26 protein-coding genes are annotated in these 26,444 nt (G+C 74.0%); 14 read left to right on the top strand and 12 right to left on the bottom strand.

Going from position 1 to position 26,444, the window contains the following annotated elements; all coding sequences use genetic code 11:
* Positions 1-21 precede the first annotated feature (21 nt).
* The gene (locus tag IFT77_RS13450; RefSeq protein ID WP_192170265.1) at positions 22-1,122 is read right to left on the bottom strand and encodes a glycoside hydrolase family 6 protein; all 1,101 of its coding nucleotides are present in this window, start codon (positions 1,120-1,122) and stop codon (positions 22-24) included.
* 1,263 nt (positions 1,123-2,385) lie between these two features.
* On the opposite strand from IFT77_RS13450, the gene IFT77_RS17530 reads away from it, so the two are divergent.
* On the top strand, positions 2,386-2,808 hold the full coding sequence (locus IFT77_RS17530; RefSeq protein ID WP_192170263.1) for a M23 family metallopeptidase: 423 nt from the start codon (positions 2,386-2,388) through the stop codon (positions 2,806-2,808).
* Between the two features lie 169 nt (positions 2,809-2,977).
* Here IFT77_RS17530 and IFT77_RS13435 read toward each other — a convergent pair whose 3' ends face one another.
* Positions 2,978-3,910 carry a LysR family transcriptional regulator gene (locus IFT77_RS13435; RefSeq protein WP_192170262.1) on the bottom strand — a complete coding sequence of 311 codons (933 nt, stop codon included), beginning with the start codon at positions 3,908-3,910 and terminating at the stop codon, positions 2,978-2,980.
* A gap of 71 nt (positions 3,911-3,981) precedes the next feature.
* Between IFT77_RS13435 and IFT77_RS13430 the strand changes: the two genes are divergently transcribed.
* Positions 3,982-5,019 (top strand): EamA family transporter, encoded by a 1,038-nt coding sequence (locus tag IFT77_RS13430; RefSeq protein ID WP_192170261.1) that lies wholly within the window; start codon positions 3,982-3,984, stop codon positions 5,017-5,019.
* 100 nt (positions 5,020-5,119) lie between these two features.
* Here the strand turns inward: IFT77_RS13430 and IFT77_RS13425 are convergent, their stop codons facing one another.
* Positions 5,120-5,689 carry an N-acetyltransferase gene (locus IFT77_RS13425; protein WP_192170260.1) on the bottom strand — a complete coding sequence of 190 codons (570 nt, stop codon included), beginning with the start codon at positions 5,687-5,689 and terminating at the stop codon, positions 5,120-5,122.
* Positions 5,690-5,724: 35 nt separating this feature from the next.
* Here IFT77_RS13425 and IFT77_RS13420 point away from each other — a divergent pair, with 35 nt between their 5' ends.
* The gene (locus tag IFT77_RS13420) at positions 5,725-6,489 is read left to right on the top strand and encodes a ScbR family autoregulator-binding transcription factor (protein ID WP_192042912.1); all 765 of its coding nucleotides are present in this window, start codon (positions 5,725-5,727) and stop codon (positions 6,487-6,489) included.
* A 118-nt stretch (positions 6,490-6,607) separates the two neighbouring features.
* Here IFT77_RS13420 and IFT77_RS13415 read toward each other — a convergent pair whose 3' ends face one another.
* From IFT77_RS13415 to IFT77_RS13400, 4 genes are all read right to left on the bottom strand, one after another.
* Positions 6,608-7,558 carry a hypothetical protein gene (locus tag IFT77_RS13415; RefSeq protein WP_192042913.1) on the bottom strand — a complete coding sequence of 317 codons (951 nt, stop codon included), beginning with the start codon at positions 7,556-7,558 and terminating at the stop codon, positions 6,608-6,610.
* 40 nt (positions 7,559-7,598) lie between these two features.
* Entirely contained in the window at positions 7,599-8,321 is a 723-nt protein-coding gene (locus tag IFT77_RS13410; RefSeq protein WP_123548391.1) for a response regulator transcription factor, read from the bottom strand.
* On the bottom strand, positions 8,318-9,640 hold the full coding sequence (locus IFT77_RS13405) for a sensor histidine kinase (RefSeq protein ID WP_192170259.1): 1,323 nt from the start codon (positions 9,638-9,640) through the stop codon (positions 8,318-8,320). The genes IFT77_RS13410 and IFT77_RS13405 overlap by 4 nt, the downstream gene beginning before the upstream one ends.
* Positions 9,641-9,903: 263 nt before the next feature.
* Positions 9,904-10,524: a superoxide dismutase gene (locus IFT77_RS13400; protein WP_146905495.1), complete on the bottom strand. Its 621-nt coding sequence runs from the start codon at positions 10,522-10,524 to the stop codon at positions 9,904-9,906.
* Between the two features lie 142 nt (positions 10,525-10,666).
* Between IFT77_RS13400 and IFT77_RS13395 the strand changes: the two genes are divergently transcribed.
* The 4 genes from IFT77_RS13395 (at position 10,667) to IFT77_RS13380 (ending at position 13,829) form a co-directional block, all read left to right on the top strand.
* Entirely contained in the window at positions 10,667-11,620 is a 954-nt protein-coding gene (locus IFT77_RS13395) for a hypothetical protein (protein WP_192042916.1), read from the top strand.
* Positions 11,621-11,705: 85 nt separating this feature from the next.
* Positions 11,706-12,191 (top strand): hypothetical protein, encoded by a 486-nt coding sequence (locus tag IFT77_RS13390; RefSeq protein ID WP_192170258.1) that lies wholly within the window; start codon positions 11,706-11,708, stop codon positions 12,189-12,191.
* 100 nt (positions 12,192-12,291) lie between these two features.
* A complete protein-coding gene (locus IFT77_RS13385; RefSeq protein WP_192170257.1) occupies positions 12,292-12,870 on the top strand; it encodes a molybdopterin-dependent oxidoreductase in 579 nt (192 codons plus the stop codon).
* Entirely contained in the window at positions 12,867-13,829 is a 963-nt protein-coding gene (locus tag IFT77_RS13380; RefSeq protein WP_371741058.1) for an FAD-binding oxidoreductase, read from the top strand. Before IFT77_RS13385 ends, IFT77_RS13380 begins: the two co-directional genes overlap by 4 nt.
* A 107-nt stretch (positions 13,830-13,936) precedes the next feature.
* Here the strand turns inward: IFT77_RS13380 and IFT77_RS13375 are convergent, their stop codons facing one another.
* A complete protein-coding gene (locus IFT77_RS13375) occupies positions 13,937-14,656 on the bottom strand; it encodes an SDR family oxidoreductase (protein WP_192043007.1) in 720 nt (239 codons plus the stop codon).
* Between the two features lie 152 nt (positions 14,657-14,808).
* Between IFT77_RS13375 and IFT77_RS13370 the strand changes: the two genes are divergently transcribed.
* Entirely contained in the window at positions 14,809-15,207 is a 399-nt protein-coding gene (locus tag IFT77_RS13370) for a MerR family transcriptional regulator (RefSeq protein WP_192042918.1), read from the top strand.
* Between the two features lie 12 nt (positions 15,208-15,219).
* Here IFT77_RS13370 and IFT77_RS13365 read toward each other — a convergent pair whose 3' ends face one another.
* Positions 15,220-15,576, bottom strand: coding sequence for a hypothetical protein (locus IFT77_RS13365; RefSeq protein ID WP_192042919.1), 357 nt, complete (start codon positions 15,574-15,576; stop codon positions 15,220-15,222).
* 231 nt (positions 15,577-15,807) lie between these two features.
* Here IFT77_RS13365 and IFT77_RS13360 point away from each other — a divergent pair, with 231 nt between their 5' ends.
* From IFT77_RS13360 to IFT77_RS13350, 3 genes are all read left to right on the top strand, one after another.
* Positions 15,808-16,266, top strand: a complete 459-nt coding sequence (locus IFT77_RS13360; RefSeq protein WP_192042920.1) for a DUF3817 domain-containing protein — start codon at positions 15,808-15,810, stop codon at positions 16,264-16,266.
* Positions 16,267-16,361: 95 nt separating this feature from the next.
* Positions 16,362-18,578, top strand: a complete 2,217-nt coding sequence (locus IFT77_RS13355; protein WP_192170256.1) for a heavy metal translocating P-type ATPase — start codon at positions 16,362-16,364, stop codon at positions 18,576-18,578.
* Positions 18,579-18,819: 241 nt separating this feature from the next.
* Positions 18,820-19,683 carry a tryptophan-rich sensory protein gene (locus IFT77_RS13350; protein ID WP_192170255.1) on the top strand — a complete coding sequence of 288 codons (864 nt, stop codon included), beginning with the start codon at positions 18,820-18,822 and terminating at the stop codon, positions 19,681-19,683.
* Positions 19,684-19,787: 104 nt separating this feature from the next.
* On the opposite strand, the gene IFT77_RS13345 is transcribed toward IFT77_RS13350, so the two are convergent.
* Entirely contained in the window at positions 19,788-20,825 is a 1,038-nt protein-coding gene (locus IFT77_RS13345) for an aldo/keto reductase (protein ID WP_192170254.1), read from the bottom strand.
* 225 nt (positions 20,826-21,050) lie between these two features.
* On the opposite strand from IFT77_RS13345, the gene IFT77_RS13340 reads away from it, so the two are divergent.
* Positions 21,051-22,070, top strand: a complete 1,020-nt coding sequence (locus tag IFT77_RS13340) for a helix-turn-helix transcriptional regulator (protein WP_192042924.1) — start codon at positions 21,051-21,053, stop codon at positions 22,068-22,070.
* A 311-nt stretch (positions 22,071-22,381) separates the two neighbouring features.
* On the top strand, positions 22,382-23,467 hold the full coding sequence (gene aroC / locus IFT77_RS13335; protein WP_192042925.1) for a chorismate synthase: 1,086 nt from the start codon (positions 22,382-22,384) through the stop codon (positions 23,465-23,467).
* Positions 23,468-23,535: 68 nt separating this feature from the next.
* Here the strand turns inward: aroC and dcd are convergent, their stop codons facing one another.
* Positions 23,536-24,123: a dCTP deaminase gene (dcd, locus tag IFT77_RS13330; RefSeq protein WP_123548404.1), complete on the bottom strand. Its 588-nt coding sequence runs from the start codon at positions 24,121-24,123 to the stop codon at positions 23,536-23,538.
* A gap of 9 nt (positions 24,124-24,132) precedes the next feature.
* Complete coding sequence (locus tag IFT77_RS13325) at positions 24,133-24,870, bottom strand: FadR/GntR family transcriptional regulator (RefSeq protein ID WP_244638795.1); 738 nt, start codon at positions 24,868-24,870, stop codon at positions 24,133-24,135.
* A gap of 154 nt (positions 24,871-25,024) precedes the next feature.
* Between IFT77_RS13325 and IFT77_RS13320 the strand changes: the two genes are divergently transcribed.
* Positions 25,025-26,416, top strand: coding sequence for a GntP family permease (locus IFT77_RS13320; protein ID WP_192170253.1), 1,392 nt, complete (start codon positions 25,025-25,027; stop codon positions 26,414-26,416).
* Positions 26,417-26,444: the final 28 nt, after the last annotated feature.

Raw genomic sequence — 26,444 nt, 5'->3', positions numbered from 1 at the left:
CCGGCCCGCGCCTCCTGCGGGCTAGTCGCTCCGGCGCTCGACGAGGCCCTCGGCGAACGACGCCCACCACTCGCCGGCGGGCGGCCCGCCGTTGCAGGTGCCGTCGCTGATGCCCGGCGTCTTCACCCAGAGGAACGCGTCGAGGCCCTTGCTGCCGCCGGTGACGTGCGGGTCCTGGCCGAGGCCGGCTCCCTCGGGGTTGCACCAGGTGCCGCGCCAGCCCTGGCCGTTCCGCGAGACGTCGATGACGTAGCGGCTGTCGTCGGTGAGCTCGCTGACCCGCTCGGCGTAGGCGCGCTCGTCGTCGACCGGGTAGAAGCTCGCGACGTTCGTGTAGAAGCCGCGGGCGCGGTCGATGCCGGCCTGCTCGAGCCGCTCCGCCATCTCCCGGGCGGGCACCCAGTTCGAGTTGCCGCCGTCGAGGTAGGCGGGCACCCCAGCGTCGGCGAACGCGGCCACCGACTCGCGGATCAGGGGGATCCTCTCGTCGGCGAGGTCGGGGCAGCGCGTGAGCATGCCGAGCGAGTCGGGCTCGACGATCACGACCGCGCGGTGGCCGCGCAGGGTGTCGGCGACGAGCTGGTTCCAGGCGGGGTAGTCGTCGGCCGCGAGGCCCCCCGCGGAGTAGTTGCCGCAGTCGCGGTCGGGGATCGCGTAGGTGACGAAGACGGGCGTCGCGTCCTGGATCTCGGCCGCCACGAGGTAGTCGGTGATCTCGTCGACGAGCGCGGCGTCGTCGTGCCCGTCGCCGAGCCAGAGGGCGACGGGGCGCTCGGCGATCAGCTCGGCGGCCCGGGCGGCGTCGGCGTCGCCGTCGGCCGTGAGGCGGTCCGCGGCCCGGGCGGCGAGGGAGTTCGGCTCGACAGCCAGGCCGCCGTCGAAGACGAGGGTGTTGGGGGCGGAGCGGATCGTGTCCGGGGTGATCGCGCCGAACGGCCGCGGGGCTGCGTCCCCGGTGGGGGCGGGCGTGCCCGTCGTGTCGCCCGTCGGGCTCGCCGTCGCGTCCGCCGTCGGGTCCGCCGTGTCGCGGTCGGCGGAGGTGCACCCGACCACGCCGAGGGCCGCGGCCACGACGAGCGTGCCGAGGGCGGTGCGCAGGAGGTGCGGCGTCAGGTGCGGCATCGATCCCGTTCCCGGGCGCCGTGGGGAGGGCCCCGACGATGGTGGACCTCCATGACAACACGGCGCGCGCCCGGGCGCAGGGGGCCCTTCGGGGGACACCGGCTGTCCCCGGCGCCCGGTTCGCTTCCGCAGATGCCGACCAGAGGAGCTGCTATGACGGGAGATCCCGTTGTTCTGGGGCTCTCGAGGGGCTCACGGTCGGCATGTGCGGAGCCGACTCGGCGGGCAGGGGCATCCCTCCACAGGGGCGGGATGGTCCACAGGTGTCGTGTACCGCTCACGGGGGGAGGTGCGACGAGGAGGCGGTCGGTAGGGTGGACGGACCGCCGCGCCCGAGCAGCGTGATCACGACCGGCCCACCGCTGGTCCTGCCGCCGCCACACGACGAACCGAGAACCATGCTCCGCCGCCCTGCCCCCTCGTCCGCCCCGCTCCGCGCCGCTCCCCCCTCGTTCCGCGTCGGCGCCTCCCGCACCGCGTCGCGCGCGGCGATCGCCGCCCTGCTCGTCGTGGGCCTCGCGGCCGTCCCCGTGCTGGCGGCTCCCGCCTCGGCCCAGGCGGCCGGCCCGAGCTGGCAGCAGGTGCTCGACGCCCGCGGCTCCGAGCAGGCGAAGAAGGCGGCGCTCGCCGACGTCCAGGTCGCCCTCGAGGCCGCGTCGACCCGGGCCGCCGACGCCCAGACCGCGGCCGACGAGGCCGGTGCCGCCCTGACGGAGGCGCAGCTCGCCGTCGACGAGGCCACCGGCGAGTACGAGACGGTGCAGCAGGAGGCGGCGGCCGCACGGGCCGACGCCGACGCCGCGCAGGTCGTGGTCGGCCAGGCCGCTGCGCTGCTCGCCCGTCCGGGCAGCGGGGGGCTCACCGGAGACCTGCTGTCGTCCGGCGCCGACGCCGAGACGGTGCTGCGCGGCCTCAGCATGTCGACCAAGATCGGCGAGAACCTGAGCACGCTGCGCGAGCGCGCCGTGTCGGCCGAGAACCTCGCGACCTCGCTCGCCGACCAGGCGGCGGTCGCCCTGGCCGAGCGCGACGAGCTGGCCGACGAGGCCTCCGACGCCCTCGACGCGGCGGTGGCCGCGAGCGACACCGCCCAGCGCGACGTCGCGGCCGTCGACGAGGAGAAGGCGACCCTGGCCGCACAGGCCGAGGCGCTGCAGGACGACCGGCTCACCCTCGAGCAGGCCTACGNCCGCGGCCGCGCCCGCACCTCCTCGGGGCGGCGGCGGATCGCGCCCGGTCGGTCCCGGCTCGCCCGGCACGTCCGTGCCCGACCCGGGGACGGGCTGGGTCGCGGGCATCCGCTCGTACTCCTCGTACCAGGCGTACGGCTACCGGGTACACCCCATCACCGGTGAGTACAAGCTGCACGCCGGAGCGGACTTCGGCGCGAGCTGCGGCACCCCGATCTACTCGGTCGCGGCGGGCACCGTGACCTACGCGGGCGTGGCCGGCGGCTACGGCAACCTCATCATCATCGACCACGGCAACGGCATCAGCAGCGCCTACGGGCACATGGAGCGCTCGGGCATCTACGTCGCCAACGGCCAGTCGGTCTCAGCCGGCCAGGACATCGCGGGCGTCGGCACCGCCGGCGGCTCGACCGGCTGCCACCTGCACCTCGAGATCCGTCGCGGCGGCATCGCGACCGACCCGGTCGCCTTCCTCGCCACGAAGGGCGTGCGCTAGGCCCCTTCCGCGGGGCCTGCTGGCGGCGTACCGTCATCGGCAACGGGCCCCCGGGCCCGCCGCGCCGGTCCCCGTCCGGCGGCACGGCTCCCGACTCGTTTCCCGTGAGCCGGGGGCCATCCCTCGTCCCGGGCGACACGACCCGGCCTCAGCACGCCGCGACCCGGCCTCAGGAGGCGCGACGCGCCTCCTCGGAGGCGGCCTCGGTCGCCCGCGCCTCGGCAGCGATCTCCGCGACGACCGTCTGCACGACCGGCCGGGCCGCCCGCTCCGGACGCATCAGCGCCTCGACGTGACGGCCGGCCTGCACGCTGTCGAGCGTCGCCAGGCGGAACCGCCCCGGTGCCCGCCCGGCCGACGTGTGCCGGGGCACGAGCGCGACGCCGAGCCCCGCGGCGACCATCGCCTCGATCACGGGCAGGTGCACCGTGCGGTGCACGACCCGCGGCACGACCCCCGACTGCAGCGCCATCGAGACGAGCACGCGGTCGATGGGGTACCCCTCGGGCACGCCGACCCAGGGCTCGCCGATCACGTCGGCCACGGTGACGCGCTCGCGACCGGCCAGGGGGTGGTCGAGCGGCAGGGCGACCTCGAGGGGCTCGCGCAGCAGGGGCACGACGGTGAGGCCGGGGTGCTCGACCGGCACGACGCCGTCGGAGCGGTGCCCGATGACCACGTCGACGTCGGCCGTGAGCTGTGCGAACTCGTCCTCGGAGACGTCACGGTCGCTGATCTCGAGCTCGATCCCGGCGTGCTCGCGCATCCGCACGAGCAGGCCTGGCAGCAGCAGCTCCGCCGCCGAGGGGAACAGGGTCAGCCGCACCACGCCGACCCGGCCGCCGCGGTGCGCGTCGAGAGCCGCCTCCGCCTCGGCGACGGCCGTCGAGACCGCGATGGAGGCGCGTGCCAGCACCAGCCCCGCGTCGGTCAGCTGCACCCCGCGTCCCGACCGCCGCACGAGCTCGACCCCGAGCTGGCGCTGCAGCGTCCGCAGCTGCTGCGACACCGCGCTCGGCGACCGGTGCACGGCCGCGGCGACGGCGGTGACGCTCCCGCGGTCCGCCAGCTCGCGCAGCAGGTCGAGGTGCTGGATCTCCATGAAGGGACGCTACATCGTCGATGACGAGACCTGCGCTGGTCCTGCATCCGCACCTCCGCCAAGCTGGTCCCATGAGCCCCCGCGACCGCCTCCTCGCCCTCGTCGTCGTGGTGTGCTGGGGCGTCAACTTCCCCATGACGGCGCTGGCGCTCGACCACTTCCCGCCGATCTTCCTCGTGGCGCTGCGGTTCGCACTGCTCGCGGTGCCGACCCTGCTGTTCGTGCCGCGGCCGGCGATCCCGTGGTCGCGGCTGCTGATGGTGGGCCTCGGGCTCGGCATCCTGCAGTTCGGGTTCCTGTACCTCGGCATGGCCGCGGGCATGCCGTCGGGCCTCGCGTCGCTCGTGCTGCAGGCGTCGGCGCCCGCCACCGTGGTCATCGCGGCGATCTGGCTGCGCGAGCGCATCACGCGGCGCCAGGCGATCGGCATCGGCGTGGCCGTGCTGGCGCTCGCGGTGATCGCCGCGCACCGGTCGCAGGTCGCGGCCCTGTTGCCCGTCGTGCTCACGCTCTGCGCGGCGATCGGCTGGGGCCTCGGCAACGTCGCGGTCCGGCGTGCGGCCGCCCCCGACCCGCTGCGACTGACGCTGTGGATGTCGGTCGTGCCGCCCGTGCCGATGCTCGCCCTCGCGCTCGTCGTCGAGGGTCCCGAGCGCATCGGGGACAGCCTGGCCGGGGCGTTCACCGTCGCCGCGCTGCCGTCGGTGATCGGCCTGCTCTACGTCGTGCTCGTCGCGACGGTGCTCGGCTACGGGCTGTGGACCCGGCTGCTCGCGGCGTACCCGTCGAGCACCGTCGCCCCGTTCTCGATGCTCGTGCCCGTCGTCGGCGTGGCCGCGTCGTGGGTCGCCTTCGACGAGGTGCCCGACCTCGTGGAGGTGTGCGCCGGGCTCGTCGTCGTCGCCGGCGTGCTGTTCGCGAGCCGCCCGCCGCGCGGCGGGCGCGCTGCCGCTGCTGCGGCCGGGGCGCCGACCGCCGATGCCGAGGAGGCGCTGGCCGCGGAGGCTGACGGGGTGCTGGCCGCCGACGCCGAGGAGGTGGTGGCCGCGACCGCCGTGCCGGTCCCGTCGGCCCCGTCCGCGCCTGGCGCCCCGCCTCCCGCGCGCTGAGGCACGACGGCCTCGGGGCCGCTGCACCGCCTCTCGTGGGACGCACCGCGTCGGGATCGGGTGCGGTGCACGGAACGCGGTGCCCAGACGTGCGCGGAGACTACGCGCCGCCGCCGCCGCCGCCGCTGCTGCTGTTGCTGCCGCTGCTGCCGACCGGCTTGCGCATCTGCACCGCCGTCGTCTCGTAGCCGAGCGACTCGTAGAGCGCCCGGGCGGCCGTGTCGTAGCCGAACACGTTGAGGCCGAGGGTGGCGGCGCCGTGGCGGGCCGCCTCCTCCTCGGCGAGCTGCATCGCCGCACGGCCGTGGCCGGCGCCGCGGTGCCGCTCGTCGATCTCGACGTCCCATACCCACCAGGCGTCGCTGCCCTCGGCGAACGGCCCGATCCACAGGACGCCGACGACGGTGTCGTGGCCGCCACTGCCGCTGTTCTCGCCGGCTCCGGCTCCACCGCCGTCGCCGCCGGACACCGTCACCACCACGTCGTGCACGAGGTGCCCCGGCGCGGGGCGGCCGCCGGGGAAGTTCTGCTCGAACGAGGCACGCGCCGCCTCCGCCGCGATCTCGGCCGGCTCGCCCGACGCGAGCCGCGACTGCTCGTACGCGGCCTGCGAGCGGGCGATCCAGGGACCGAGCCGGTCGTCGGGCATGAGGCGCAGCACGGTCGTCATGCCCAGACGGTACCGCCCCGGGGCCCTACCCTGGGATGACCTCGTCACGGCTGCCGACGCCGACGCCCGCCGACCACGGGCACGCGACCCGCAGCACGCGCGCGACGAGAAGAACGCACGCGACGACCAGAGGGCAGGAGGCGACCGTGGCGCAGCAGCGCAGGGCCCGCGAGACGCGGGCGGCCATCTTGCACGGCGCCTCCTCGGTGTTCCTCGCCCGGGGCTACGCCGAGACGTCGCTCGACCAGGTGACGGACGCAGCCGGGGTCACCAAGGGCGCCCTCTACTTCCACTTCCGCTCGAAGGCCGACCTGGCCGGTGCGGTCGTCGCCGAGCAGCAGCGCCTGTCGGGGGCGTGGACCGAGCTCGCGATCGCGGGTGCGCCGTCCGCGGCCGGTGCGCTGATGCTGGCGTGCGCCTCCTTCGCGACGCAGCTCTCGACCGAGCCGATGGTCGCGGCCGGCCTGCGGCTGTCGACCGAGTCGATCGGCGAGGTGCCGAGCCGGGCGCCCTCGGCGCTCGCCTGGGTCGACGAGACCGCCGGGCACGTGGGGCGCGCGGTCGCGGAGGGGACGTTCCGCGACGACCTCGACGTCGACCGCGCGGCGCGCTTCGTCGTCGGCGCCTTCAGCGGGGTGCAGACATTCTCGGCCCTCAGCACCGGCCACGCGGACGTCTTCGAGCGGCTGCAGGACATGATGCGCTTCGTGCTGCCGTCGTTCCTGTCGCCGCGGTCCGCCGGCCTCGCCGACGAGCTCGCCGCGCTGATCAGGCCGACGGACCGTCCCCCGATCGACTGACCAGCGTCAGCCGACCGGCAGGCGCCCCCGCCCCGTCAGTGTTCCTCTGTACCCCATCATGCATACTCCACGACCCGTTTCGTAACCCCCCGTCGGAGGGCCGAGGCATCCTCGCCTCCTAGAGGCCGGTCGGCCGCTCGGGTCCGAGCCGCTCGATCGTGCGGTCGACGAGCTGCTGCGCCGCGACGAGGGGGCCCGTGTCGATCTGGGCGAGGCGCTCGCCGTAGTCGTGCGGCACGGTCAGCTGCTGCTGCCACTCGGCCTCGTAGAGCGCGTCGAGGTAGCCCGAGGCGGCACGGCAGGCGGCGTCGGTCTCGGCGAGGTCGCGCTCCTCGTCGCCGACGGGGGTCGCGGGGTCGTACGAGGTGAAGGTCTGGGCCATCCGCGTGGTGGGCATGTCCGCCGGGTCGTCCGGCAGGTCGTCGGCCCAGGGCCCGGCGTCGACGCCCTGGTCGAGCATGCAGGCGTGCCACGCGTCGGCAGCCCGGCGCACGGAGGCGTCCTGCCGGGCCTCGAGGAACGCCGCGTTGCTCAGCCGGATGGCGACGTCGCCCACTGATCCTGTGGTCGACGACGCGGAGGCGCCCGTCAGCAGCTCGGGGTGCTGGCGGTAGGCGCGCTCGAGGCAGGTCGCGCGGTCGGCCGCCTCGTCGGGCGAGGTCTCCCGGTACTCGAAGGCCCGCCAGGCGTCGGCACCGGCGTCGACGGTGGGAGGCACGTGGTAGCCGCGCTCGCGGGCGGCGGCGAGGTCGAAGGCGCGGAGCGGCTGGCGCTCGGTGGCGTTCGTGGCCGCGTCGACGTCGCGCCAGGGCACGACCGCGTCGTCGTGGCCGGCGTCGACCATGCAGTCCTGGATGAGCAGCTCGGTCGCGTAGTTGAGGCGGACGACGCCGACCCCGACGTACTGGTCGAGGGGCATCGTCCACGACGCCTGGTCCTTCTCGGGCAGGTCGGGCAGGGTCCAGGCGGCGTTGGCGGGGATGCCGACGGCCACGACCCCGGCGACGAGCGCGGCCACCGCGACGACGGTGACCCGCTTCGCGACGCGCTCCCGGCCGCCGGCCCTCACCGGCCGGCCCCTCACCGACCCGCCCCTCGGCGACCGGCCCTCACCGGCGCGGCCTCGGCCCGCCGTCGGAGGCGGGCACGAGGCCGTTCTCGTAGGCGAAGACGACGATCTGCACGCGGTTGCGCATGCCGAGCTTCTGCAGCACCGACCGGACGTGGCTCTTCACCGTCGCCTCGCTCAGGTACGCCTCGCCCGCGATCTCGATGTTGCTGAGCCCCCGGGCGACGAGGGTGAACATCTCGCGCTCGCGAGGCGACAGCGGCTCGAGCGGGTCGACGCGGGGGGCCGGGGTCGTCGGCACGGCGAACTCGTGCACGACGTCGAGCGCGGCCGCGGCGGTCGGCACGGGGTCGCCCGCCCACGCCGCGCGGATCGTCGTGAGCACCTCGTCGGGCGTCGCGTCCTTCGTGAGGAACGCGTAGGCCCCGGCCTTGAGGGCCCCGAACACGGCCTCGTCGCGCTGGATGGTCGTCAGGGCGACCACCCGGGGCAGGTCGTCGGGCGAGACCCCCTCGAGGATGCGGGCCGTCGCCTCCAGCCCGTTCATCACGGGCATGCGGAGGTCCATCAGCACCACGTCGGGGTGCTCGCGCTCGACCAGCGCCAGCGCTTCGCGCCCGTCGACGGCGGTGCCGACGCAGCGCAGGTCTGGCTGCGCCTCGATCAGCATCCGCAGGCCGGAGGCGAAGAGCGGCTGGTCGTCGACGACGGCGACGGTGATGACGGCCGGGCTGGCGGTGCCGGCGGCGGGCGAGTCGGTCATGGGGAGCTTCTCTCGTTGGGGGCAGAGGCAGAGGCAGGTGCGGGGGCAGGGGCGGAGGAGGCGTCGGGCGAGACGACCGAGGAGGCGCCGGTCGTCGGCACGAACGCGGTCACCTCGAAGGCGGTCCCGTCCGCTGAGGGCTGCGCCGTGAGCCAGCCGCCCGCGAGGCGGGCACGCTCGGTCATGCCGCGGACGCCGGCGCCGCGGTCGGCCCCGGTGCGGGCCGCGACGAGCGGGGCTCCGCGGCCCCGGGACGTGACCTGCAGCGTGAGCCCGCGGCCGCGCCAGTCGAGCTGCACGGCGACGCGGCTCGAGGTGCCCGCGTGCTTCAGCGCGTTCGTCAGGCTCTCCTGCACGATGCGGTAGACGGCGAGCTCCTGCGAGGGGGCGAGGGCGCCGGCCGGCCCCTGGGGCCCGGGGGCTCCCTCGGTCGTGACGTCCACCTCCATCCCGACCTCGCGCATCGCGACGACGAGGGCGTCGACGTCGGCGAGCGTCTCGCGCGGAGCAGTGACGTCGTCGTCCTGCGTGATGCGCTCGACCAGCCGCCGGACGTCGAGCAGGGCCGTGCGGCCGACCTCGGCGATGGTGCGGAGGGACTCCTCCGCGACCTCGGGGCGGGTCGCCTGCAGGGCGAGCCCGCCCTGGGCCTGCGAGACCACGACGGCGAGGGAGTGCGCCAGGGCGTCGTGCACGTCGCGGGAGATCCGCGCCCTGTCCTGGGCGAGCCGCAGCTCGAGGTCGGTCGCCTCGAAGCGGGTCTCGGTCGCCTCCAGGGCCTGCCGGATCACGAGCACCCGTCGGATGCTCGCGAACGCGACCCCGATCGCCCACGCACCGGCGAAGACGCCGAACAGGGCGGCGGTGAGCAGCGAGAACTCGATGCGGAGCCCCGTCGTGCCGGCGCCGACCCAGGTGCTCCAGCTCTGCGGCCGCGTCAGGGTCGGCACGGCCAGCAGCCACGCGGCGAGGCCGGCGGCGACGCCGGCGACGAGCAGCGCGGCGAGCCGGAGCCAGGGCGACGGCTTCACCGCCACGAAGGCCATCACCAGGGCGATGGCGACGTAGGCCGTCCAGGTGTCCTGCGACGGGGCCTCGGCGAGCCCGAGCAGCTGCAGCACCGGGACGACCACGACGAGCGCGAGCGACGTGGTCGGGATCCACCAGGCGAGGGCGATCGCGATCGCGAAGAGGCCGAACACCACCGTGTTGTCGGCGACGCCGCCGCGGCCCCACGAGCTGGCGACCCAGAAGACGAAGTAGACGAGGGCGGCGGCCGGCGCGACGACGTGCCGCCCCCACCGCCTCGCGTCAGCCATGTGCGCCAGGTTAGGTGCAGGGCCGCGTGCGGCGCGCCTCCTGCCCCGGGTTTTCATCCCGAGGTCGGACGCGTCGTCGCCTCTCCTCATTCAGGAAGATCGGTCCTGATCCTCGCGAGGAGGGGATGCATCGTCCTGAGTCGTGCACGGATCAGGAACCCGAGGCGGCGACTTCCTGAATTCCGAGGATCGAGGAGGAGGAACACGAAGGAGGCGCGGTGCAGGAGATCCCGCACCGCGCCTCCTCCGAGGACGGGCTGCTGCTAGAAGGTCAGCAGGCCCTGCGTCTTGCTGGTCGCGGCGGCGTAGCGCTGGCCGACGTTGTCCCAGTTCACGATGTTCCAGAAGGCCTTGACGTAGTCGGCGCGCACGTTCTGGTAGTCGAGGTAGTAGGCGTGCTCCCAGACGTCGAGCATCAGCAGCGGGACGAGGCCGAACGGCACGTTGCCCTGCTGGTCGAAGAGCTGGAAGACGCTGAGGCGCTGACCGATCACGTCGTACGCGAGCACCGACCAGCCGGAGCCCTGCACGCCGAGCGCGGTGGCAGTGAAGTGCGCCTTGAACTTCTCTAGGTCGCCGAAGTCGCGGCCGATGGCCTCGAGCAGGTCGCCGGTGGGCTCGCCGGTCTCGGGGGTCAGGTTCGTCCAGAAGATCGAGTGGTTGACGTGGCCGCCGAGGTTGAACGCGAGGTCCTTCTCGAGCTTGTTCACGTTCGCCAGGTTGCCGGTCTCGCGGGCCTCGGCGAGGGCGGCGTTGGCCGTGTTCGCGCCGGTGACGTAGGTGTTGTGGTGCTTGGAGTGGTGCAGCTCCATGATCGTCGCGCTGATGTGCGGCGCGAGGGCGCTGTAGTCGTAGGGGAGATCGGGGAGGGTGTACTCAGCCATGTGGGAGTCCTTTCGCAGTTGACCTCCGTCCACCGTACGACTCCCGTGGGGTGCTGTGTCGAGCAACTCCCAGCAGGGACGCAGCCTCGCGGGCTGGTGTCCGGCTGAGCGTGCAGAGTCTGCAACGATCTGGACCGTGCACATGCCGATCACCCGAGTCGAGGTCTTCGAGGCCGCCCGTCGTCGGCAGCTGCCGATCAACGTGCCCCTCGACCCGTGGCGTCGGGCACTGCGGCGTGAGCTCGGCACGCAGCGCTTCGCGCGGTGGTTCACCCTCGCGATGTCCGGCGTGCTGCCCGCGGTGCTGGCCGTGGGCATCGTCGTCACGAGCGCCTCCCTGTCACGTGCGCTCGGGGACCTCGTCCCGCTCGTGCTGTTCTGGTCGATCGCCGCCGTCGTCGTCCGCCTGACGGGTCGGCGTCGCCGGGGCATGCGAGCCCTGCTGGCCGTGCTCGACCACGCGCCCGTGCAGAGGCCGCGCGAGGAGGGACGCCTGACGGACCAGGAGCGGCACCTGATCCGCAGCCTGCCCGAGCCGATCGCCGCCGACGACTTCCTCTTCTGGTTCGGCGCCCCGGACGGGCGCGACCTCGGGCTCGAGCTGCTGGGCGAGGTCGTGCGGTCGCGGGTCGACGACGACCTGTGGGCCGCGCTGCGGGTCTGCTTCGTCTTCGGGCTCGACGGCGACCACGTGCCGCTGCTCGCCGAGCTCTGGGACGGCGACTGGCACGAGGAGCACCTCGACGTCGTCGCCGCCCTGGGCGCCACGGGGGCGGCCTCGGCGGTGCCCGTGCTGCTCGGCGTCGTCGACGACGTCCCGCGGCACCTCGAGGGGCTGGACGCCTGGCGCGTGCCCGTCGCCGTGGTCGACGCGCTGGGCACGCTCGACGTCGAGGGCGACGGCGACCTCGACGGCGACCTCGACGGCGGTGCCGACGTCGGCGACGCGCGCGAGCTTGCTCTTGCCGAGCTGACGGGGCACGTCGACCGCGTCGTCGCCGGGTACGCCTGGGTCCGCCTGGTGGACCTGCACCCCGACTGGTGGCAGCAGATGGTCGACGAGGGCTCCGAGGCCGACCGGGCCACCGCCTCCTGAGGCTCGCCTGCTCCTGGACTCGTCCCGACCGCGGTCGGGCACGGAGGAGGCGCGCGGCCGTGGACGGCCCTGGCACCATGGGTGCATGGCCCAGACGACACCCCACCGACGAGCTGCCGCCGTCCGCGCCGCTCGCCTCGCCCTCGTGGCGGTCGCGGCGACGTTCCTCCTGGGCGCGTGCGCCCAGGCCGGGCCGGGCGAGGCACACGACGCGGGGGCGGCGCCGACCGGGTCGTCGAGCCCGTCCGTCCCGGTGGACGACGGCGACGGCACGGACGACGGCGCCGCCGAGGGCAGCCCCTCGGTGGTCTGGCTCGACGAGGGGACGTCGTTCTCCCTGACCCTCTTCGGCAGCTCGACCTGCCCGCCGGTCGTCGAGTCGGTCGAGGCGGCCGGTGCCGACGCCGTGACCGTGCGGCTCGCGCCTGCCGACCCGGGCATGTGCACGATGGACTTCGTGCCGGCCGTGTCCGAGCACGCGCTCCCCGCCGGCGTGGACGGTCGCCCCGTCACGGTCGACGTCGTCCCCGCGGAGGAGGGCGCCGAGCCCGTCTCCCTCGAGCTGCCGTAGGACCCGCGGAGCTGCCGTAGGGCCTGAGTCGCCGACCGTTCGTCTCGACCAGGTGTCGGTCGGGGCGGCTAGCCTGGCGTCGACCACGAGGAGGCGCACCATGGCAGGTTTCACGGGCTTCGGCCGACGTCGCGAGGCCGACCCGCGCCTCCCGCCGGGGCAGCACCTCGAGAAGGGGTTCCCGGTGCTGTCGGCCGGCCCGACCCCGAACATCAAGCGGTGGGAGCTGCAGCTCGGCACCGAGCAGGGCAGCCGCTCGCTCAGCTGGGCCGACTTCCAGGCGCTGCCGCACGAGCAGATCGAGACCGACATCCACTGCGTCACGAGCTGGTCGAAGCTCGGCACGCACTGGTCGGGGGTCTCGCTCGACACCCTCTTCGACGGCCTCGAGACCACGCACGAGTTCGCGATGACGACGAGCTACGGCGGCTACACGACGAACCTGCCCCTGAGCGAGCTGCTGGGCGGCAAGGCCTGGGTCGTCGACACCTACGAGGGCGAGCCCCTGGGGTCCGAGCACGGCGGCCCGGCCCGGCTCTTCGTGCCCGGCCTCTACTTCTGGAAGAGCGCGAAGTGGGTGCAGGGCATCCAGACGATGGCCTCCGACCGCCGTGGCTTCTGGGAGAGCATGGGCTACCACGCGCTCGGCGACCCCTGGCGCGAACAGCGCTACGCGTGAGCTCGTCGGACGACGGCGCGCCTGCCTCCTCGTCGGCGTCGCTGCCCGCTGACCCCTTCAGGTGGATGCCGGCGACGATCGTCGCCGCGGCTGGGCAGACCCCGACCGGGCGCTCGATCGTGCTCGAGGTGCCGGGGCTGCGACCGGCCCGGGCCGGTCAGCACGTCGACGTCCGCCTCACCGCGGACGACGGCTACCAGGCCGTCCGCTCGTACTCGTTGTCGGACGTCACGCTGTCGGACGTCTCGTCGTCCGACGTCTCGCTGTCGGACGTGCGGGCGAGCGCAGGAGGCGCGGGCCGGGCACCGCAGATCGAGCTCACGGTCGAGGAGCTCCCCGACGGCGAGGTCTCGCCGTACCTCGTCTCGGCGGCCGAGGTCGGCGACCCGGTCGAGGTGCGCGGCCCGATCGGCGGCTGGTTCGTCTGGCCGCCGACCGAGTTCGACCCCGACTCGGCGGTGCACGCCGTGCTGCCCGAGCCGGACGGGGCACCGGCACCGGGCCGGTCTCCGGTGCAGCTGGTCGGGGGAGGGTCGGGCGTCGCCCCGCTCGTCGCGATGGTGCGTGCTCGGGCCGCGGGGGCTGGTGCTGGTGCTGCTGACGCTGCTGCGGCCGGCGCCGCCGGCTCGCTCGGCGGGCCGCCGCCGATGCGGCTGCTCTGCTCGGTCCGGACGCCGACCGACCGCTGGTTCGGCGACGAGCTGGCGGCGCTCGCCGAGGAGTCGGCGGGCGAGGTGCGGGTCGACTGGGTCTTCACGCGCGAGGCTCCCGCCGGGGCGACCCGCGCCTCCGGCAGGCTCACCCGGGACGAGCTGCTCGACCTCGTGCTGCCCGCGTCCGCGCACCCGCTCGTCTACGTCTGCGGCACGAACTCGTTCGTCGAGACCGTCGCCGGCTGGCTGGTCGACGCTGGGCACGACCCGACCCGCGTCCGCACGGAGCGCTTCGGCGGCGTCTGACCCGCCCGCACCGCCCGCGCCTGCCTCGAGTGGTCCGAAGTGGTCGGTCCCGGCTCGATCGAGGACACGTCGTGACCACTCGGCGCGGGGCCGGCCGAGAGGGCAGCTCAGCCGAGCAGCTCGCGCATCTTGGCGTAGAACTCGGCCGGGTCGCCGGCGAGCGACGCCTTCACCATCGCGCTCCAGTCGTCGACGACGACCTCGATCGCACCGGCGGCGAGGCCGTCGAACGAGCTGCGGGGCACGTCGCGCGGGTCGATCTTGGGCCCGTCGTAGTTCGCCGTGATGTCGGTGTCCGCGGCCCCGAGCATCACGCCCTGCACGAGCGTCCCCTGGGCGGCGAGCTCGAGCCGGACGGCGTTGGTCATGTTCCACTCGGCGGCCTTGGCGGCGGCGTAGGCCCCGCTGCCGGTAGCGGCGAACCACGAGAGGGCGGAGAGGACGTTGACGATCGCACCGCCCCCGTTGGCCGCGAGCACGGGGGCGAACTCGCGGATCACGTCGAGGGTGCCCCAGTAGTGCGTGTCCATCTCGCGGCGGGCGTCGACGAGGTCGCCGGTGATCAGCGACGCGCCGGTCGCGATGCCGGCGTTGTCGACGAGCACGGTCACGTCGTGGGCCGCGGCGGCGGCGGCCACCACGGAGGCGTGGTCGGTGAGGTCGAGCTGCAGCGGCACGACCCGAGGGTCGGCGAAGTCGAGGGTCTCGGTCCGGCGAGCCGTGGCCCAGACCTTGGCGGCTCCGCGCTCGAGCGCCTCGAGGACGAACTGGCGGCCGATGCCGCGGTTGGCCCCCGTCACGAGGACGGTCTGGCCGGTGATGTCGATGTTCATGCGTGGTGTCTTCCTGGTCGTGGACGGTCGGCCGGACAGTCTCGGCTGGCCCGGCGTCGGCTACGCTAGGACTTCACGTTGACGTCAAGGGCAAGTCCGACACGCGGACCAGGCCGAGACGCCTTCCAAGAAGCACAGGGGCACGGATGCGCATCGGCGAGGTGGCAGAGCGAGCGGGCGTCAGCACGCGCGCGCTGCGGTACTACGAAGAGCAGGGCCTGCTCGAGTCCGACCGCACGAGCAGCGGCCAGCGCAGCTACGCGGAGGCGGCGGTCGAGCGGGTGCAGCTGATCCAGCAGTTCTTCACGGCGGGGCTCCCGAGCCGCACGATCCTGCAGCTGCTGCCCTGCGTCGACTCCGGCACGAGCTCGCCCGAGGTCTTCGCCGTGCTCGAGGCGGAGCGTCGGCGCATCACCACGGCGATGGCCGACCTCGCCGCTGCGCGCGACGCCCTCGACCGCATGGTCGAGATCGCGCGGCACCCGACCCCCGAGCACTGCCCGGCGCTGCGCGAGCCCGCCGAGCCTGCCCGCGACGCGGCCTGACCGGGGACCGGGTCAGGCGCGCGGGTCGCCCTCGTCGAGCCACGACGGCCGTGAGGGGCGCGGGTGCCGGAGCGTCTGCACGACGCCGATCAGGCAGACGACGAACACGACCGCGACCAGCACCAGGAACACGATGCCGAACGGCGTGGGAGCCTCGCCGCGGCCGAGCGAGACGGCGGCCGTGACCAGGTGCAGGAACAGCGGGAACGCGAGCACGCCCCAGAGGAACGGCGACCCGCGGAAGGTCGGCCACTGCGGGCGCAGCCTGCCTCGCGACCGACCGTCGGAGGCGGGGCGCGTCGCACCGGGGCGCTCGGGGCGCTCGTGTCGGTCGTGCGTGCGGTGCTGCTCGGCGTCGCGGTCGCTCATGGAGTGCCCTTCGTGGTCGTCGTCGATCGGTCCACCGTACGCCGCGCCTCCCCCGCCCCTCGGGTCGGGTCGAGAGGCCTCGGATCGACGTCCGGAGGTGCTCCGAGGTCGATCCGGGGCCTCTCGTGGTCGCGAGGACGGGCGGCGGTGCAGGCGCTGCACCGGGGGAGGCGGCGTCCAGGGCGGTGCTGCGACCATGGAGGCCCACCGACCCCCTCACCAGGAGCCGCCATGTCGCCCCGCGCCCTCTTCCGCTCGTTCGCCGTCGCCGAGGTCGTGACCTGGGCCCTGCTGATCGGCGGGATGCTGCTGAAGTACGTCGCGAAGGTGGGCGACTGGCCCGTCAGCGTCGCAGGGCCGATCCACGGGTTCGTGTTCCTCGCCTACCTCGTCGCGGGAGTCGTCGTCGCCGTGAACCAGCGCTGGTCGCCGGGGGTGACCGTGCTCGCCCTCGCGAGCGCCGTCGTGCCGTTCGCCTCGCTGCCCGTCGAGCGCTGGATCGACCGCCGCGGCGGGCTCGACGGCGACTGGCGGCGCGAGGCGACCGGCGACCCGCGCGACCGCCGGCCGCTCGACCGCCTCCTCCGCTGGGTGCTCGGGCACCTCGCCCTCGCGGTCGTGCTGCTGCTCGCGGCCGTCGTGGTCGTCTTCGTGCTGCTGCTGATCGTCGGCCCGCCCGTCGGCGGCTGATCCGTCAGGGGGCTGACAGCGAAGGGGCTGACAGTCGAGGAGGCGGTCGCCTCGAGACCTGGACGTCCCGTTCGATACCCCCCTAGGGTATGGGGATGAGCACCCCGCACGACCACCACGCCCCCGTCGACGACGAGCAGGTCGGCACCGACCACTCGGGACTCGCGACGGCCGACCACTGCCAGGACGCCGCGGGCGTCGGCGCGGGGCACGACGCGCACGTGGGCCACGACGCGCATGCCGGCCACGACGCGCACGCAGGGCACGACGCGCACGCGGGCCACCACGGTCACGGAGGCCACGGCGACCACGCCGCGCAGTTCCGCGACAAGTTCTGGGTCAGCCTCGTCGTCGCCGTGCCGGTGGTCGCCTTCAGCTCGATGTTCGCCGGGCTGCTCGGCTACGACGTCCCGTCGTTCCCCGGCTCCGAGTGGATCTCGCCGGTGCTCGGCACGTTCCTCTTCGCGTGGGGCGGCTGGCCGTTCCTCAGCGGAGGCGTCGCGGAGGCCCGGGCGAAGCAGCCGGGCATGATGCTCCTCATCGCGATGGCCATCACCGTCGCGTTCGTCGCGAGCTGGGCGACGACGCTCGGCATCGGCGGCCTCGACCTCGACTTCTGGTGGGAGCTCGCGCTCCTCGTCGTCATCATGCTGCTCGGGCACTGGATCGAGATGCGGGCCCTGGGCGCCGCCTCCGGCGCCCTCGACGCGCTCGCCGCGCTGCTGCCCGACACGGCCGACCGCGTCGACGCCGGCGCAGGCACCGGCACCGGCACCGGCGCCGGCGCGACGACCGAGGTGGCGCTCGCCGACCTCGTCGCGGGCGACGTCGTGCTCGTGCGCTCGGGTGCTCGCGTGCCCGCCGACGGGGTCGTCGTCGACGGCTCCGTCGAGATGGACGAGTCGATGGTCACGGGCGAGTCCCGGACCGTCGCGCGCGGCGAGGGCGACCGCGTCGTCGCCGGCACCGTCGCGACCGACGGCGCCCTGAGGGTCCGGGTCACCGCGGTCGGCGACGACACGGCCCTCGCGGGCATCCGGCGGCTCGTCGCCGAGGCCCAGGCCTCGTCGTCGCGTGCCCAGGCGCTCGCCGACCGCGCCGCCGCCCTGCTCTTCTGGTTCGCCTCGGGTGCCGGGGTGGTCACCTTCGTCGTGTGGCTCCTCCTCGGCGACCTCGACCAGGCGATCACGCGCACCGTGACCGTGCTCGTCATCGCCTGCCCGCACGCCCTCGGGCTCGCCATCCCGCTCGTGATCGCGATCTCGACCGAGCGCGCCGCCCGGGCGGGCGTCCTCGTCAAGGACCGCCTCGCCCTCGAGCGCATGCGCACGGTCGACACCGTGCTGTTCGACAAGACCGGCACCCTCACGAAGGGCGAGCCCGGCGTGACGGACGTGGCCACCGCCTCCTCGTCCGGGGGGCTGACGGCCGACGAGGCCCTGCGCCTCGCCGCGGCCGCCGAGCGCGACAGCGAGCACCCGGTCGCCCGGGCGCTGGTGCGTGCCGCGGACGCAGCGACGTCGGCTGCCCCGCAGGAGGCGCGGGTCGAGTCGTTCCGCTCGCTCACCGGCAGCGGCGTCTCGGCCCGGGTCGACGGGGTCGACGTCGCGGTCGGAGGTCCCGGGCTGCTCCGCGACCTGGCGCTCGAGGCGCCCGCCGACCTCGCGGCCGCGACGGAGCCGTGGCGCGGTGACGGCGCGGCCGTGCTGTGGCTCGTGCGCTCGGGCAGCGTCGTGGCGGCCTTCGCGCTGCGCGACGAGGTCCGGCCCGAGTCGGCCGAGGCGGTGCGCCGGCTGCACGGCGCCGGGGTGCGCGTCGCGATGGTGACGGGCGACGCGCGGCAGGTCGCAGACTCGGTCGCGCGCGAGCTCGGCATCGACGAGGTCTTCGCCGAGGTGCGCCCGGACGAGAAGGACGCCCGCGTCGCCGAGCTGCAGCAGCGCGGCCAGCGCGTGGCGATGGTGGGCGACGGCGTCAACGACGCCCCCGCGCTGGCCCGGGCCGACGTGGGGATCGCGATCGGCGCGGGCACCGACGTCGCGGTCGAGTCCGCCGGCGTCGTGCTGGCCTCGAGCGATCCGCGTGCCGTGCTCTCGGTCATCTCGTTGTCCCGGGTCGGCTACCGCAAGATGATCCAGAACCTGGTCTGGGGCGCGGGCTACAACGTGCTCTCGGTGCCGCTGGCCGCGGGCGTGCTCGCGCCGGTCGGCTTCGTGCTGTCGCCGGCCGCCGGAGCCGTGCTCATGAGCCTGTCGACGGTGATCGTCGCCTTGAACGCGCAGCTCCTCCGCCGCTGGCGCCCCGCCGCCTGAGCGCCGCGCCTCCTCGTCCCCCCTGAGCGCATCTCCGCGCCTCCTCGCTCCGTGTGACCCGCAGATGCCGACCGAGGTCGCTCCAAAAGTGGAGAATCCGGGGGTTGTGAGGCCGTTCGCGCGTTCACGGTCGGCATTTGCGGCGACGAGGATTCCGCGAGGGGCGGGCGCAGGAGGGGCGGGCTGGGAGATCGCTGATGATTCAGTTGCTAAGAGATCGGGCGGGGATAGCGTCGGCGGCATGAGCACAGCAGCGACCCGTCCCGCCTCCGCCACCGCACCTCCCGCGTCCGTCGACGTCGTCCGTCAGGTCGTCGTCGTGGTGGGCGCCGTGCTCGCGATCGTCCTGGCCGCGATCGGCTCGGGGGCCTTCGGCGGCACCTCCGTGTCGGGAGCCTCGGGCGGCGCGCTCAGCGCCGACGCGACGCCGATCGCCCCGGCGACGACGGCCTTCTCGATCTGGTCGGTGATCTACGCCGGCCTCGTCGCCTACGCCGTCTACCAGGCGCTGCCCGGCCAGCGGGCCGTCGACCGTCACCGCCGCCTCGGCTACTGGGTCGCCGCCTCCATGCTGCTCAACGCGGGCTGGCTGTTCGCCGCCGTGCAGCTCGGCCAGGTCTGGCTCAGCGTCGTCGTGATCGTCGCGCTGCTCGCCGTGCTGGTCCGGATCTTCCTGCTCGTCGTGCACACGCCCACCCGCAGCCGGGTCGACGCGGTCGTCACCGACGGGACGATGGGCCTCTACCTCGGCTGGGTGTCGGTCGCGACGGCCGCCAACATCGCCGCGGCCCTCGTCGAGTCCGGCTTCGGCGGGTTCGGGCTGCCGAGCGGGCTCTGGTCGACGCTCGTCCTCGCGGTCGCCGGGCTCTCGGGCGTCGCGGTCGCCGTCGTCGGACGGGGTCGCATCGCCCCGATGCTCTCGCTGGTCTGGGGCCTGGCGTGGGTCGCCGTCGGGCGGTTCTCGGGGCAGCCGCTCGACATCGCTGCGGGAGTCACCGCGCTGGTCGCCGCCGCCGTCGTGCTGGTCGTCGTGCTCGTGCTCCGGGTGCACGCCGAGCGGAGCGGCTCCGCTCGCGCCCCCGGGGAGGCGACGCGCGCCTCCTAGGGGGCCTGTCCCTCCGGGGAAGCGACGAACCGACGTGGTCTCCCCCGTCGGTTCGTCGTTCTCGCGTCGCTCAGGCGCCAGCGCGGGTCACGCGGCTCAGCGGCTCAGCGGCCGCCGGTCAGCTTGCGGTCGCGCTGCGCGACGCCGGCGGTCCCGTACGGGTAGTCGTCGACGCGCGGGCTGCTCGACGCGTCGAGGCGGGCCAGCTCGTCGTCGGTGAGCAGCTTCGCGAGGTCGGAGGCGCCGAGGTTGTCGTCGAGCTGCGCGACCGTGCGCGCGCCCAGGATGACCGAGGTCACGGCCGGCTGCCGCAGCAGCCACGCGAGCGACACCTGCGACGAGGAGGCGCCGTGCGCGTCCGCGACGGAGGCGACGGCCTCGATGGCCGACCAGGTCCGCTCGTCGCCGTTGCGCGCCTCCCACGCCTCCATGCCGCGCTTCGGGTCCTCGCCCAGGCGGGTCGCGCCGGTGGGCGCCTCATCGCGACGGTACTTGCCGCTCAGCCAGCCGCCGGCGAGGGGCGACCACGGCAGCAGGCCGATGCCGGCGTCGAGCGACGCGGGGACGATCTCGTGCTCGATGTCGCGGACGAGCAGGTTGTACTGCGGCTGGAGCGTGACGGGGGGCGCGAAGCCGAGCGCCTGCGCCCGGGCGACGGCCTTCGTGAGCTGCCAGCCCAAGTAGTTCGAGAAGCCGTAGTAGCCGATCTTGCCCGCGGTGATCGCGTCGTCGAGGAACCGCAGCGTCTCGTCGATCGGGGTGAAGGAGTCCCAGGCGTGCATCTGGTAGAGGTCGACGTGCTCCACGCCGAGCCGGCTGAGCGACGCGTCGAGCGCCGTCGCGAGGTGCCGGCGCGAGAGGCCGACGTCGTTGGGTCCGTCCCCCATCGGGAACCGTCCCTTCGTCGCGAGCACGACCTGGGCCGCCTCCGTGGGGTGCGCGGCGAGCCAGCGCCCGATGATCTCCTCCGAGGTCCCCGCCGAGTACACGTCGGCGGTGTCGACGAGCGTGCCGCCGGCCGCGACGAACGCGTCGAGGATCTGGTGAGAGGTGGTCTCGTCGGCTTCTGCGCCGAACGTCATGGTGCCCAGTGTCAGCTCCGACACGGAGGCACCGCTGTTCCCGAGGGTCCTGTAGTCCATGCCCCGACGCTACGCCGCGAGCTCGGGGCCGTGCCCGAGGAGGCGTCGGCCCGGCACCCGGGAGACGCTCGATACCAGGCGGTCGGGTGAGAGTCGCCCGAGACGAGCCTGCGAGGTAGCATCGCGGCATCGGTGGATCAGGCCGATGCGTGCGAGGTGCGTCGACCACCGGCCTCGCCGCCCACGAGAGCACCTCGTGCTCCGCCGCACCGCCTGGAGGGGCGCATGGCCAGTCCTGCGACGCCCACGGCCTGGACCCGCGCGGGCTCCCGTCGCCCGGACTTCGACGACCCTCGGGTGCGCGGCGTCGAGACCTCGGACCCCGCGGTCGCGCACTCCATCATCAGCCGCATCTACCGTCTCCGCGACCTCACTCCCGAGGCCGGCCACGACTTCAGCTTCGGCCGGGTCGTCACCGGCGACGACCGGTTCGCGATGGGCCAGATCCACTACAGGGGACAGCTGCACGCCGTCAGCGAGCCGCTGCCCGAGTTCTTCTGCATCAGCCGCGTCCTGGGCGGCCGCTACGGCCTCGCGGACGGCAGGGCCGACCTGCGGGCACAGACGGGCGACCGCTTCGTGTTCCCCAGCGACCGCGTCAAGGAGCACCGCTGGGACGACATGCACCTCGGCCAGGTGATGCTCGACCGGGCCGCGGTGGAGCGCGAGCTCGCCGGCCTGTCGCTCACGACGCCGCCGGAGGGGCTGCAGACCCTCGCGATGGAGCCCGTCTCCGAGGCCCTGGGCGAGCACTGGGGCAGCACGACCCGGCACGTGCTCGACGGGGTGCTCTCGAACGACGCCGCGATGGCGAGCCCGCTGGTGCGGTCGGCCGCGTTCCGCTCGCTCGTGACGGCGTTCGTCGAGGCCTACGACACGAACGTGGTGGGGACGGGCCGGTCCTCCGACGCGCGTGCCCTGCCGTCCACCGTCCGTCGAGCGCTCGCCTTCGTCGAGGAGCACGCGCACGACGACATCGGGATCGTCGAGATCGCGGAGGCGGCCCGCCTGACCCCGAGAGGGCTGCAGCTGGCGTTCCGTCGCCACCTCGACACGACCCCGATGGCGGCCCTGCGCGCGGCTCGCCTGCGCGGTGCGCATGCCGACCTCGTGCTCGGCGACCCCACGCTCGGGCACACCGTGGCCGGCATCGCGCTGAGCTGGGGCTTCGCCAACCCCGGACGGTTCGCCGCGCTCTACTCGACGCAGTTCGGCCGGACGCCCCGCGAGACCCTCGAGTCCTGAGCCGCCGAGTCCTGAGGCCCGGTTCCCGGCCCCCTCTGCAGGAGGCGGCCGTCGCGATCCCGATCCGGCGCCTCCTTCGCTCCCTGTCCTCCTCCTTCGTTTCGTGACCACCTGGTGGTCAAGAGGGCCCGACACGACGCAGAATGAGAGTGCCTCGCGATTTGGGTTCAGGATCGCGAGTCGTCACGCGGCACGCTGAGGGACGTCGGGTCCCGTTCGCGGCTGCGAGGGGTGCGGGTGAGGGCGTCGGGTCCCCGCCCGCACCCCCTTCTCGTTCCGCCCTCCCTGCCCGCGGGCCGTAAGGTCGTCCCATGTCTGGCAGCACCTTCGGTGAACTCTTCCGCGTCACGAACTTCGGCGAGTCGCACGGCGTCGCCATCGGCTGCGTCATCGACGGGTGCCCTCCGGGCCTGTCCCTGAGCGAGGCCGACATCCAGGGGGAGCTCGACCGCCGCCGCCCGGGCACCTCGCGCCACGTCACGCAGCGCAGGGAGCCCGACGCCGTCGAGATCCTGTCCGGCGTCTACGAGGGGCAGACCACGGGCACGCCGATCGCCCTCATGATCCGGAACGTCGACCAGCGCAGCAAGGACTACGGCAACATCCTCGACACGTTCCGCCCCGGCCACGCCGACTACACGTACTGGCGCAAGTACGGCGTGCGCGATCCTCGTGGCGGCGGCCGCTCCTCCGCCCGGCTCACCGCGCCGATGGTCGCCGCGGGCGCCGTCGCGCGAAAGTGGCTGCAGGAGCAGGGCGGCATCTCGTTCACCGGCTGGATGAGCCAGCTCGACGACATCGCCGTCCCGTTCACCGACGAGTCGCAGATCTCGCAGAACCCGTTCTTCGCCCCCGACGCCGCGATCGTGCCGCGGCTCGAGGAGCGCATGGACGAGCTGCGCCGTGCCGGCGACTCGTGCGGCGCCCGCATCGACGTGGTCGCCCGCAACGTGCCCGCGGGCCTCGGCGAGCCCCTGTTCTCCAAGCTCGACGCGGACATCGCGGCCGCGATGATGGGCATCAACGCCGTCAAGGGCGTCGAGATCGGGGCGGGCTTCGACAGCGTCTCGCAGCGCGGCAGCGAGCACGGCGACGCCCTGACCGCCGACGGCTTCGAGACCAACGACGCGGGCGGCGTGCTCGGCGGGATCTCGACCGGGCAGGACCTGAGGGTCTCGGTCGCGATCAAGCCGACGAGCTCGATCCGGACGCCCCAGCGCTCGATCGACCGCGAGGGCAACGAGACGAGCGTCGAGACGTTCGGGCGGCACGACCCGTGCGTGGGCATCCGCGCGACGCCCATCGTGGAGGCGATGCTCGCCCTGGTCGTGATGGACCACGTGCTCGCGTTCCGGGCCCAGATCGGGCCCGTGCCCTTCACCCCTCCCGGGGCCTGATCGGCGCTGCTCGGCCGAGCGTCCTGCTCAGCCGAGCCGCGCCTCCTGCAGGGCTGAGCCCCCGGGGGTCAGTCGCGCGCGGACACGTCCGTGTGGACGAAGTTCGTGGCCGAGCGGCTCGCGGTCGGTCCGCGCTGGCCCTGGTACCGCGAGCCGTACTCGCCCGAGCCGTAGGGGTGGTCGGCCGGCGAGCTGAGGCGGAAGAAGCAGAGCTGCCCGATCTTCATGCCCGGCCAGAGCTTGATCGGCAGCGTCGCGACGTTCGAGAGCTCGAGGGTGACGTGTCCGGTGAAGCCGGGGTCGATGAAGCCGGCCGTGGAGTGCGTCAGCAGGCCGAGGCGGCCGAGTGAGCTCTTGCCCTCGAGGCGGGCGGCGACGTCGTCGGGCAGCGTGACGCGCTCGTACGTGCTGCCGAGGACGAACTCGCCCGGGTGCAGGATGAACGGCTCGTCGGCGGGCGTCTCGACCAGGCGCGTCAGCTCGGGCTGCTCGGCGGCAGGGTCGATGAACGGGTACTTGTGGTTGTCGAACAGCCGGAACAGGCGGTCGAGCCGCACGTCGATGCTCGACGGCTGGATCAGCGAGGAGTCGTAGGGGTCGAGGCCGATGCGCCCGGCGTCGAGCTCGAGCTTGATGTCGTGGTCGGAGAGCAGCACGCGGTCAGCCTAGTCAGCCGCCCCGTCCGCCTCGCTGCCCGGCGCCTCCTGCACCTCGTGGCTGACGATGGCGATGTGGGTGCGCACCTGGTGCTCGGCCGCGTCGCCGTCACCGTCGGCGACCGCGCGCGCGGCCGCGACGTGGGCGTCGAGGGTGCCCGGCCAGGGGACGGCCGGCGTGAGGCCGAGGTCGGCGCGCCCCTCCAGGATCTCGCGGACCGGGGCGGCGAGCTCGGCGTACAGGAGGTTGCCGCTGGCGGTGAGCAGCAGCGAGTGGAACGCGACGTCGACCGCGAGGTACTCGGACGAGTCGCCCCGCCCGGCCCGGCCGAGGTCGTCGAGCTCGGAGGCGAGGCGCACGAGGCCCGCCCGCTGGTCGTCGGTGGCGTTCCGGGCCGCGAGCCGGGCGGCGGCCGGCTCGAGCGCGGCGCGCAGCTCCATCAACTCGACGAGGTGTCGGTGCCGCAGCGGGCCGGCCAGGGTCCAGCGGATGAGCTGCGCGTCGAGCACCCGCCACGACGCGCGCGGCTGCACGGTCATCCCCACCCGTCGGCGCGACCGGATCAGGTCGAGCGACTCGAGGACGCGCACCGCCTCGCGCACGGCGGTCCGGGAGGCCCCGAACTCGAGCTCGAGCGCGGCGAGGGTGAGCACGGTGCCCGCGGGCAGGTCGCCCGAGGCGATGCGGCCGCCGAGGGCGTGCACGAGCCGGGCGTGCGTCCCCTCGGCCCCGGGGCGAGATGTCATGAGGGTCATCCTGTCGTAGGCCGAGAGCTCGGCACGACTTGAAAAGTACTACCTTTGATGGCACCCTGGCCTTCACCGCGGTCGCGCACCTCTTGTGCGCCTCGACCGCGGACTCGACGGGCGCAGCCCACGGTATTCAACGGAGAAGATCGACATGGACGACTGGACACAGACCCTGGGGGCGGCTCCGCTCCTCGCGATCGCCGCGGGGGCGATCGCCTTGATCCTGGTGCTCGTCATCAAGTTCAAGCTGCACGCGTTCCTCACCCTCGTCATCGTCGCGGCGCTCACGGCCCTCGCGACGGGCATCCCCACGGGCGCCATCGCCGACCTGCTCGTCACGAGCTTCGGCAGCACCCTCGGCTCCGTCGCGCTGCTCGTCGGGCTCGGGGCCATGCTCGGGCGGCTCGTCGAGTCGTCGGGCGGCGCCCGGGTGCTCGCCGACCGCATGGTCGACGTCTTCGGGGAGAAGCGCGCGCCCTTCGCCCTCGGCCTCGCGTCGCTGATCATGGGCTTCCCGATCTTCTTCGACGCCGGCCTGATCGTCATGCTGCCGATCGTCTTCGCCGTGGCCCGCCGCATGGGCGGCAAGTCGCTGCTGCTCTTCGGCATCAGCTCCGCCGCGGCCTTCTCGGTCATGCACGTGTTCCTGCCGCCGCACCCCGGCCCGGTCTCGGCGACAGAGCTGCTCGGCGCCGACCTCGGCATCGTGCTCGTGGCCGGCCTCGTCATCGTGTTCCCCGTCTGGTACGTCTCCGGCTACCTGTGGGCCAAGTACGTCAACAAGCGCATCCCGCTGCCCGTGCTGTCCCTCTTCGGCAGCGAGAAGGACGACGTCCACGCCGCGAACCCGCCCAAGGCCGGCACGGTCATGGCCGTCCTCGCGGTCCCGCTCGTCCTGATCCTGCTGAACACCGGGCTCAGCTCGCTCGGCTCCGTGGGGGTCGTCGACCCCGACGCCACCTGGGTGCAGGCGCTCGTCCTGATCGGCACCAGCGGCATCGCGCTGCTCATCTCGGTGCTCGTCGCGGCCGTCGTCCTGGGCCGGGCCCGTGGCGTCGGCGGCAGCGCGCTCGAGAAGGTGCTCGACAGCGCGCTCGGCCCCATCTGCTCGGTCGTGCTCATCACCGGCGCCGGCGGCATGTTCGGCGGCGTCCTCCGCGCCTCGGGCATCGGCGATGCGCTCGCCGACGTGCTGGGCGACCTCGGGCTGCCCGTCATCGTGGCCGCGTGGATCATCGCCGCGATCCTCCGCCTCGCCCAGGGCTCGGCGACCGTGGCCCTCGTGACCGCCGCGGGCCTCGTGGCCCCGGCCGTCGCCCTGGCCGACCTCAACCCCGTCCAGCTGGCCGCCGTCGTGCTCGCCACGGCCGCGGGCTCGGTCTTCGCCGGCCACGTCAACGACTCGGGCTTCTGGCTCGTCGGCCGCCTGATGGGCATGGACGTGAAGACCACCCTGCGCGTGTGGACCGTGCAGCAGGGCGTCGAGTCCGTGCTCGGCTTCGCCGCGGCGCTGCTCGTCTTCGCCGTCGGCTCGCTGGTCTGACCGACCGCCCGGAACCACCAAGGAGAAC

The organism is Frigoribacterium sp. CFBP 13729, assembly GCF_014841875.1.
GTDB lineage: Bacteria > Actinomycetota > Actinomycetes > Actinomycetales > Microbacteriaceae > Frigoribacterium.
Note: the sequence above shows the minus strand (reverse complement) of the source record. Positions and strands in the feature narration are given on the sequence as shown.

Excerpts from the sequence above, each read along its gene's own strand:
- IFT77_RS13450 (WP_192170265.1), bottom strand. The coding sequence starts at position 1,122 with ATGCCGCACCTGACGCCGCACCTCCTGCGCACCGCCCTCGGCACGCTC.
- IFT77_RS13435 (WP_192170262.1), bottom strand. The coding sequence starts at position 3,910 with ATGGAGATCCAGCACCTCGACCTGCTGCGCGAGCTGGCGGACCGCGGG.
- IFT77_RS13430 (WP_192170261.1), top strand. The coding sequence starts at position 3,982 with ATGAGCCCCCGCGACCGCCTCCTCGCCCTCGTCGTCGTGGTGTGCTGG.
- IFT77_RS13425 (WP_192170260.1), bottom strand. The coding sequence starts at position 5,689 with ATGACGACCGTGCTGCGCCTCATGCCCGACGACCGGCTCGGTCCCTGG.
- IFT77_RS13420 (WP_192042912.1), top strand. The coding sequence starts at position 5,725 with ATGACCTCGTCACGGCTGCCGACGCCGACGCCCGCCGACCACGGGCAC.
- IFT77_RS13410 (WP_123548391.1), bottom strand. The coding sequence starts at position 8,321 with ATGACCGACTCGCCCGCCGCCGGCACCGCCAGCCCGGCCGTCATCACC.
- IFT77_RS13405 (WP_192170259.1), bottom strand. The coding sequence starts at position 9,640 with ATGGCTGACGCGAGGCGGTGGGGGCGGCACGTCGTCGCGCCGGCCGCC.
- IFT77_RS13400 (WP_146905495.1), bottom strand. The coding sequence starts at position 10,524 with ATGGCTGAGTACACCCTCCCCGATCTCCCCTACGACTACAGCGCCCTC.
- IFT77_RS13395 (WP_192042916.1), top strand. The coding sequence starts at position 10,667 with ATGCCGATCACCCGAGTCGAGGTCTTCGAGGCCGCCCGTCGTCGGCAG.
- IFT77_RS13390 (WP_192170258.1), top strand. The coding sequence starts at position 11,706 with ATGGCCCAGACGACACCCCACCGACGAGCTGCCGCCGTCCGCGCCGCT.
- IFT77_RS13385 (WP_192170257.1), top strand. The coding sequence starts at position 12,292 with ATGGCAGGTTTCACGGGCTTCGGCCGACGTCGCGAGGCCGACCCGCGC.
- IFT77_RS13370 (WP_192042918.1), top strand. The coding sequence starts at position 14,809 with ATGCGCATCGGCGAGGTGGCAGAGCGAGCGGGCGTCAGCACGCGCGCG.
- IFT77_RS13365 (WP_192042919.1), bottom strand. The coding sequence starts at position 15,576 with ATGAGCGACCGCGACGCCGAGCAGCACCGCACGCACGACCGACACGAG.
- IFT77_RS13360 (WP_192042920.1), top strand. The coding sequence starts at position 15,808 with ATGTCGCCCCGCGCCCTCTTCCGCTCGTTCGCCGTCGCCGAGGTCGTG.
- IFT77_RS13355 (WP_192170256.1), top strand. The coding sequence starts at position 16,362 with ATGAGCACCCCGCACGACCACCACGCCCCCGTCGACGACGAGCAGGTC.
- IFT77_RS13350 (WP_192170255.1), top strand. The coding sequence starts at position 18,820 with ATGAGCACAGCAGCGACCCGTCCCGCCTCCGCCACCGCACCTCCCGCG.
- IFT77_RS13345 (WP_192170254.1), bottom strand. The coding sequence starts at position 20,825 with ATGGACTACAGGACCCTCGGGAACAGCGGTGCCTCCGTGTCGGAGCTG.
- IFT77_RS13340 (WP_192042924.1), top strand. The coding sequence starts at position 21,051 with ATGGCCAGTCCTGCGACGCCCACGGCCTGGACCCGCGCGGGCTCCCGT.
- aroC (WP_192042925.1), top strand. The coding sequence starts at position 22,382 with ATGTCTGGCAGCACCTTCGGTGAACTCTTCCGCGTCACGAACTTCGGC.
- IFT77_RS13325 (WP_244638795.1), bottom strand. The coding sequence starts at position 24,870 with ATGACATCTCGCCCCGGGGCCGAGGGGACGCACGCCCGGCTCGTGCAC.
- IFT77_RS13320 (WP_192170253.1), top strand. The coding sequence starts at position 25,025 with ATGGACGACTGGACACAGACCCTGGGGGCGGCTCCGCTCCTCGCGATC.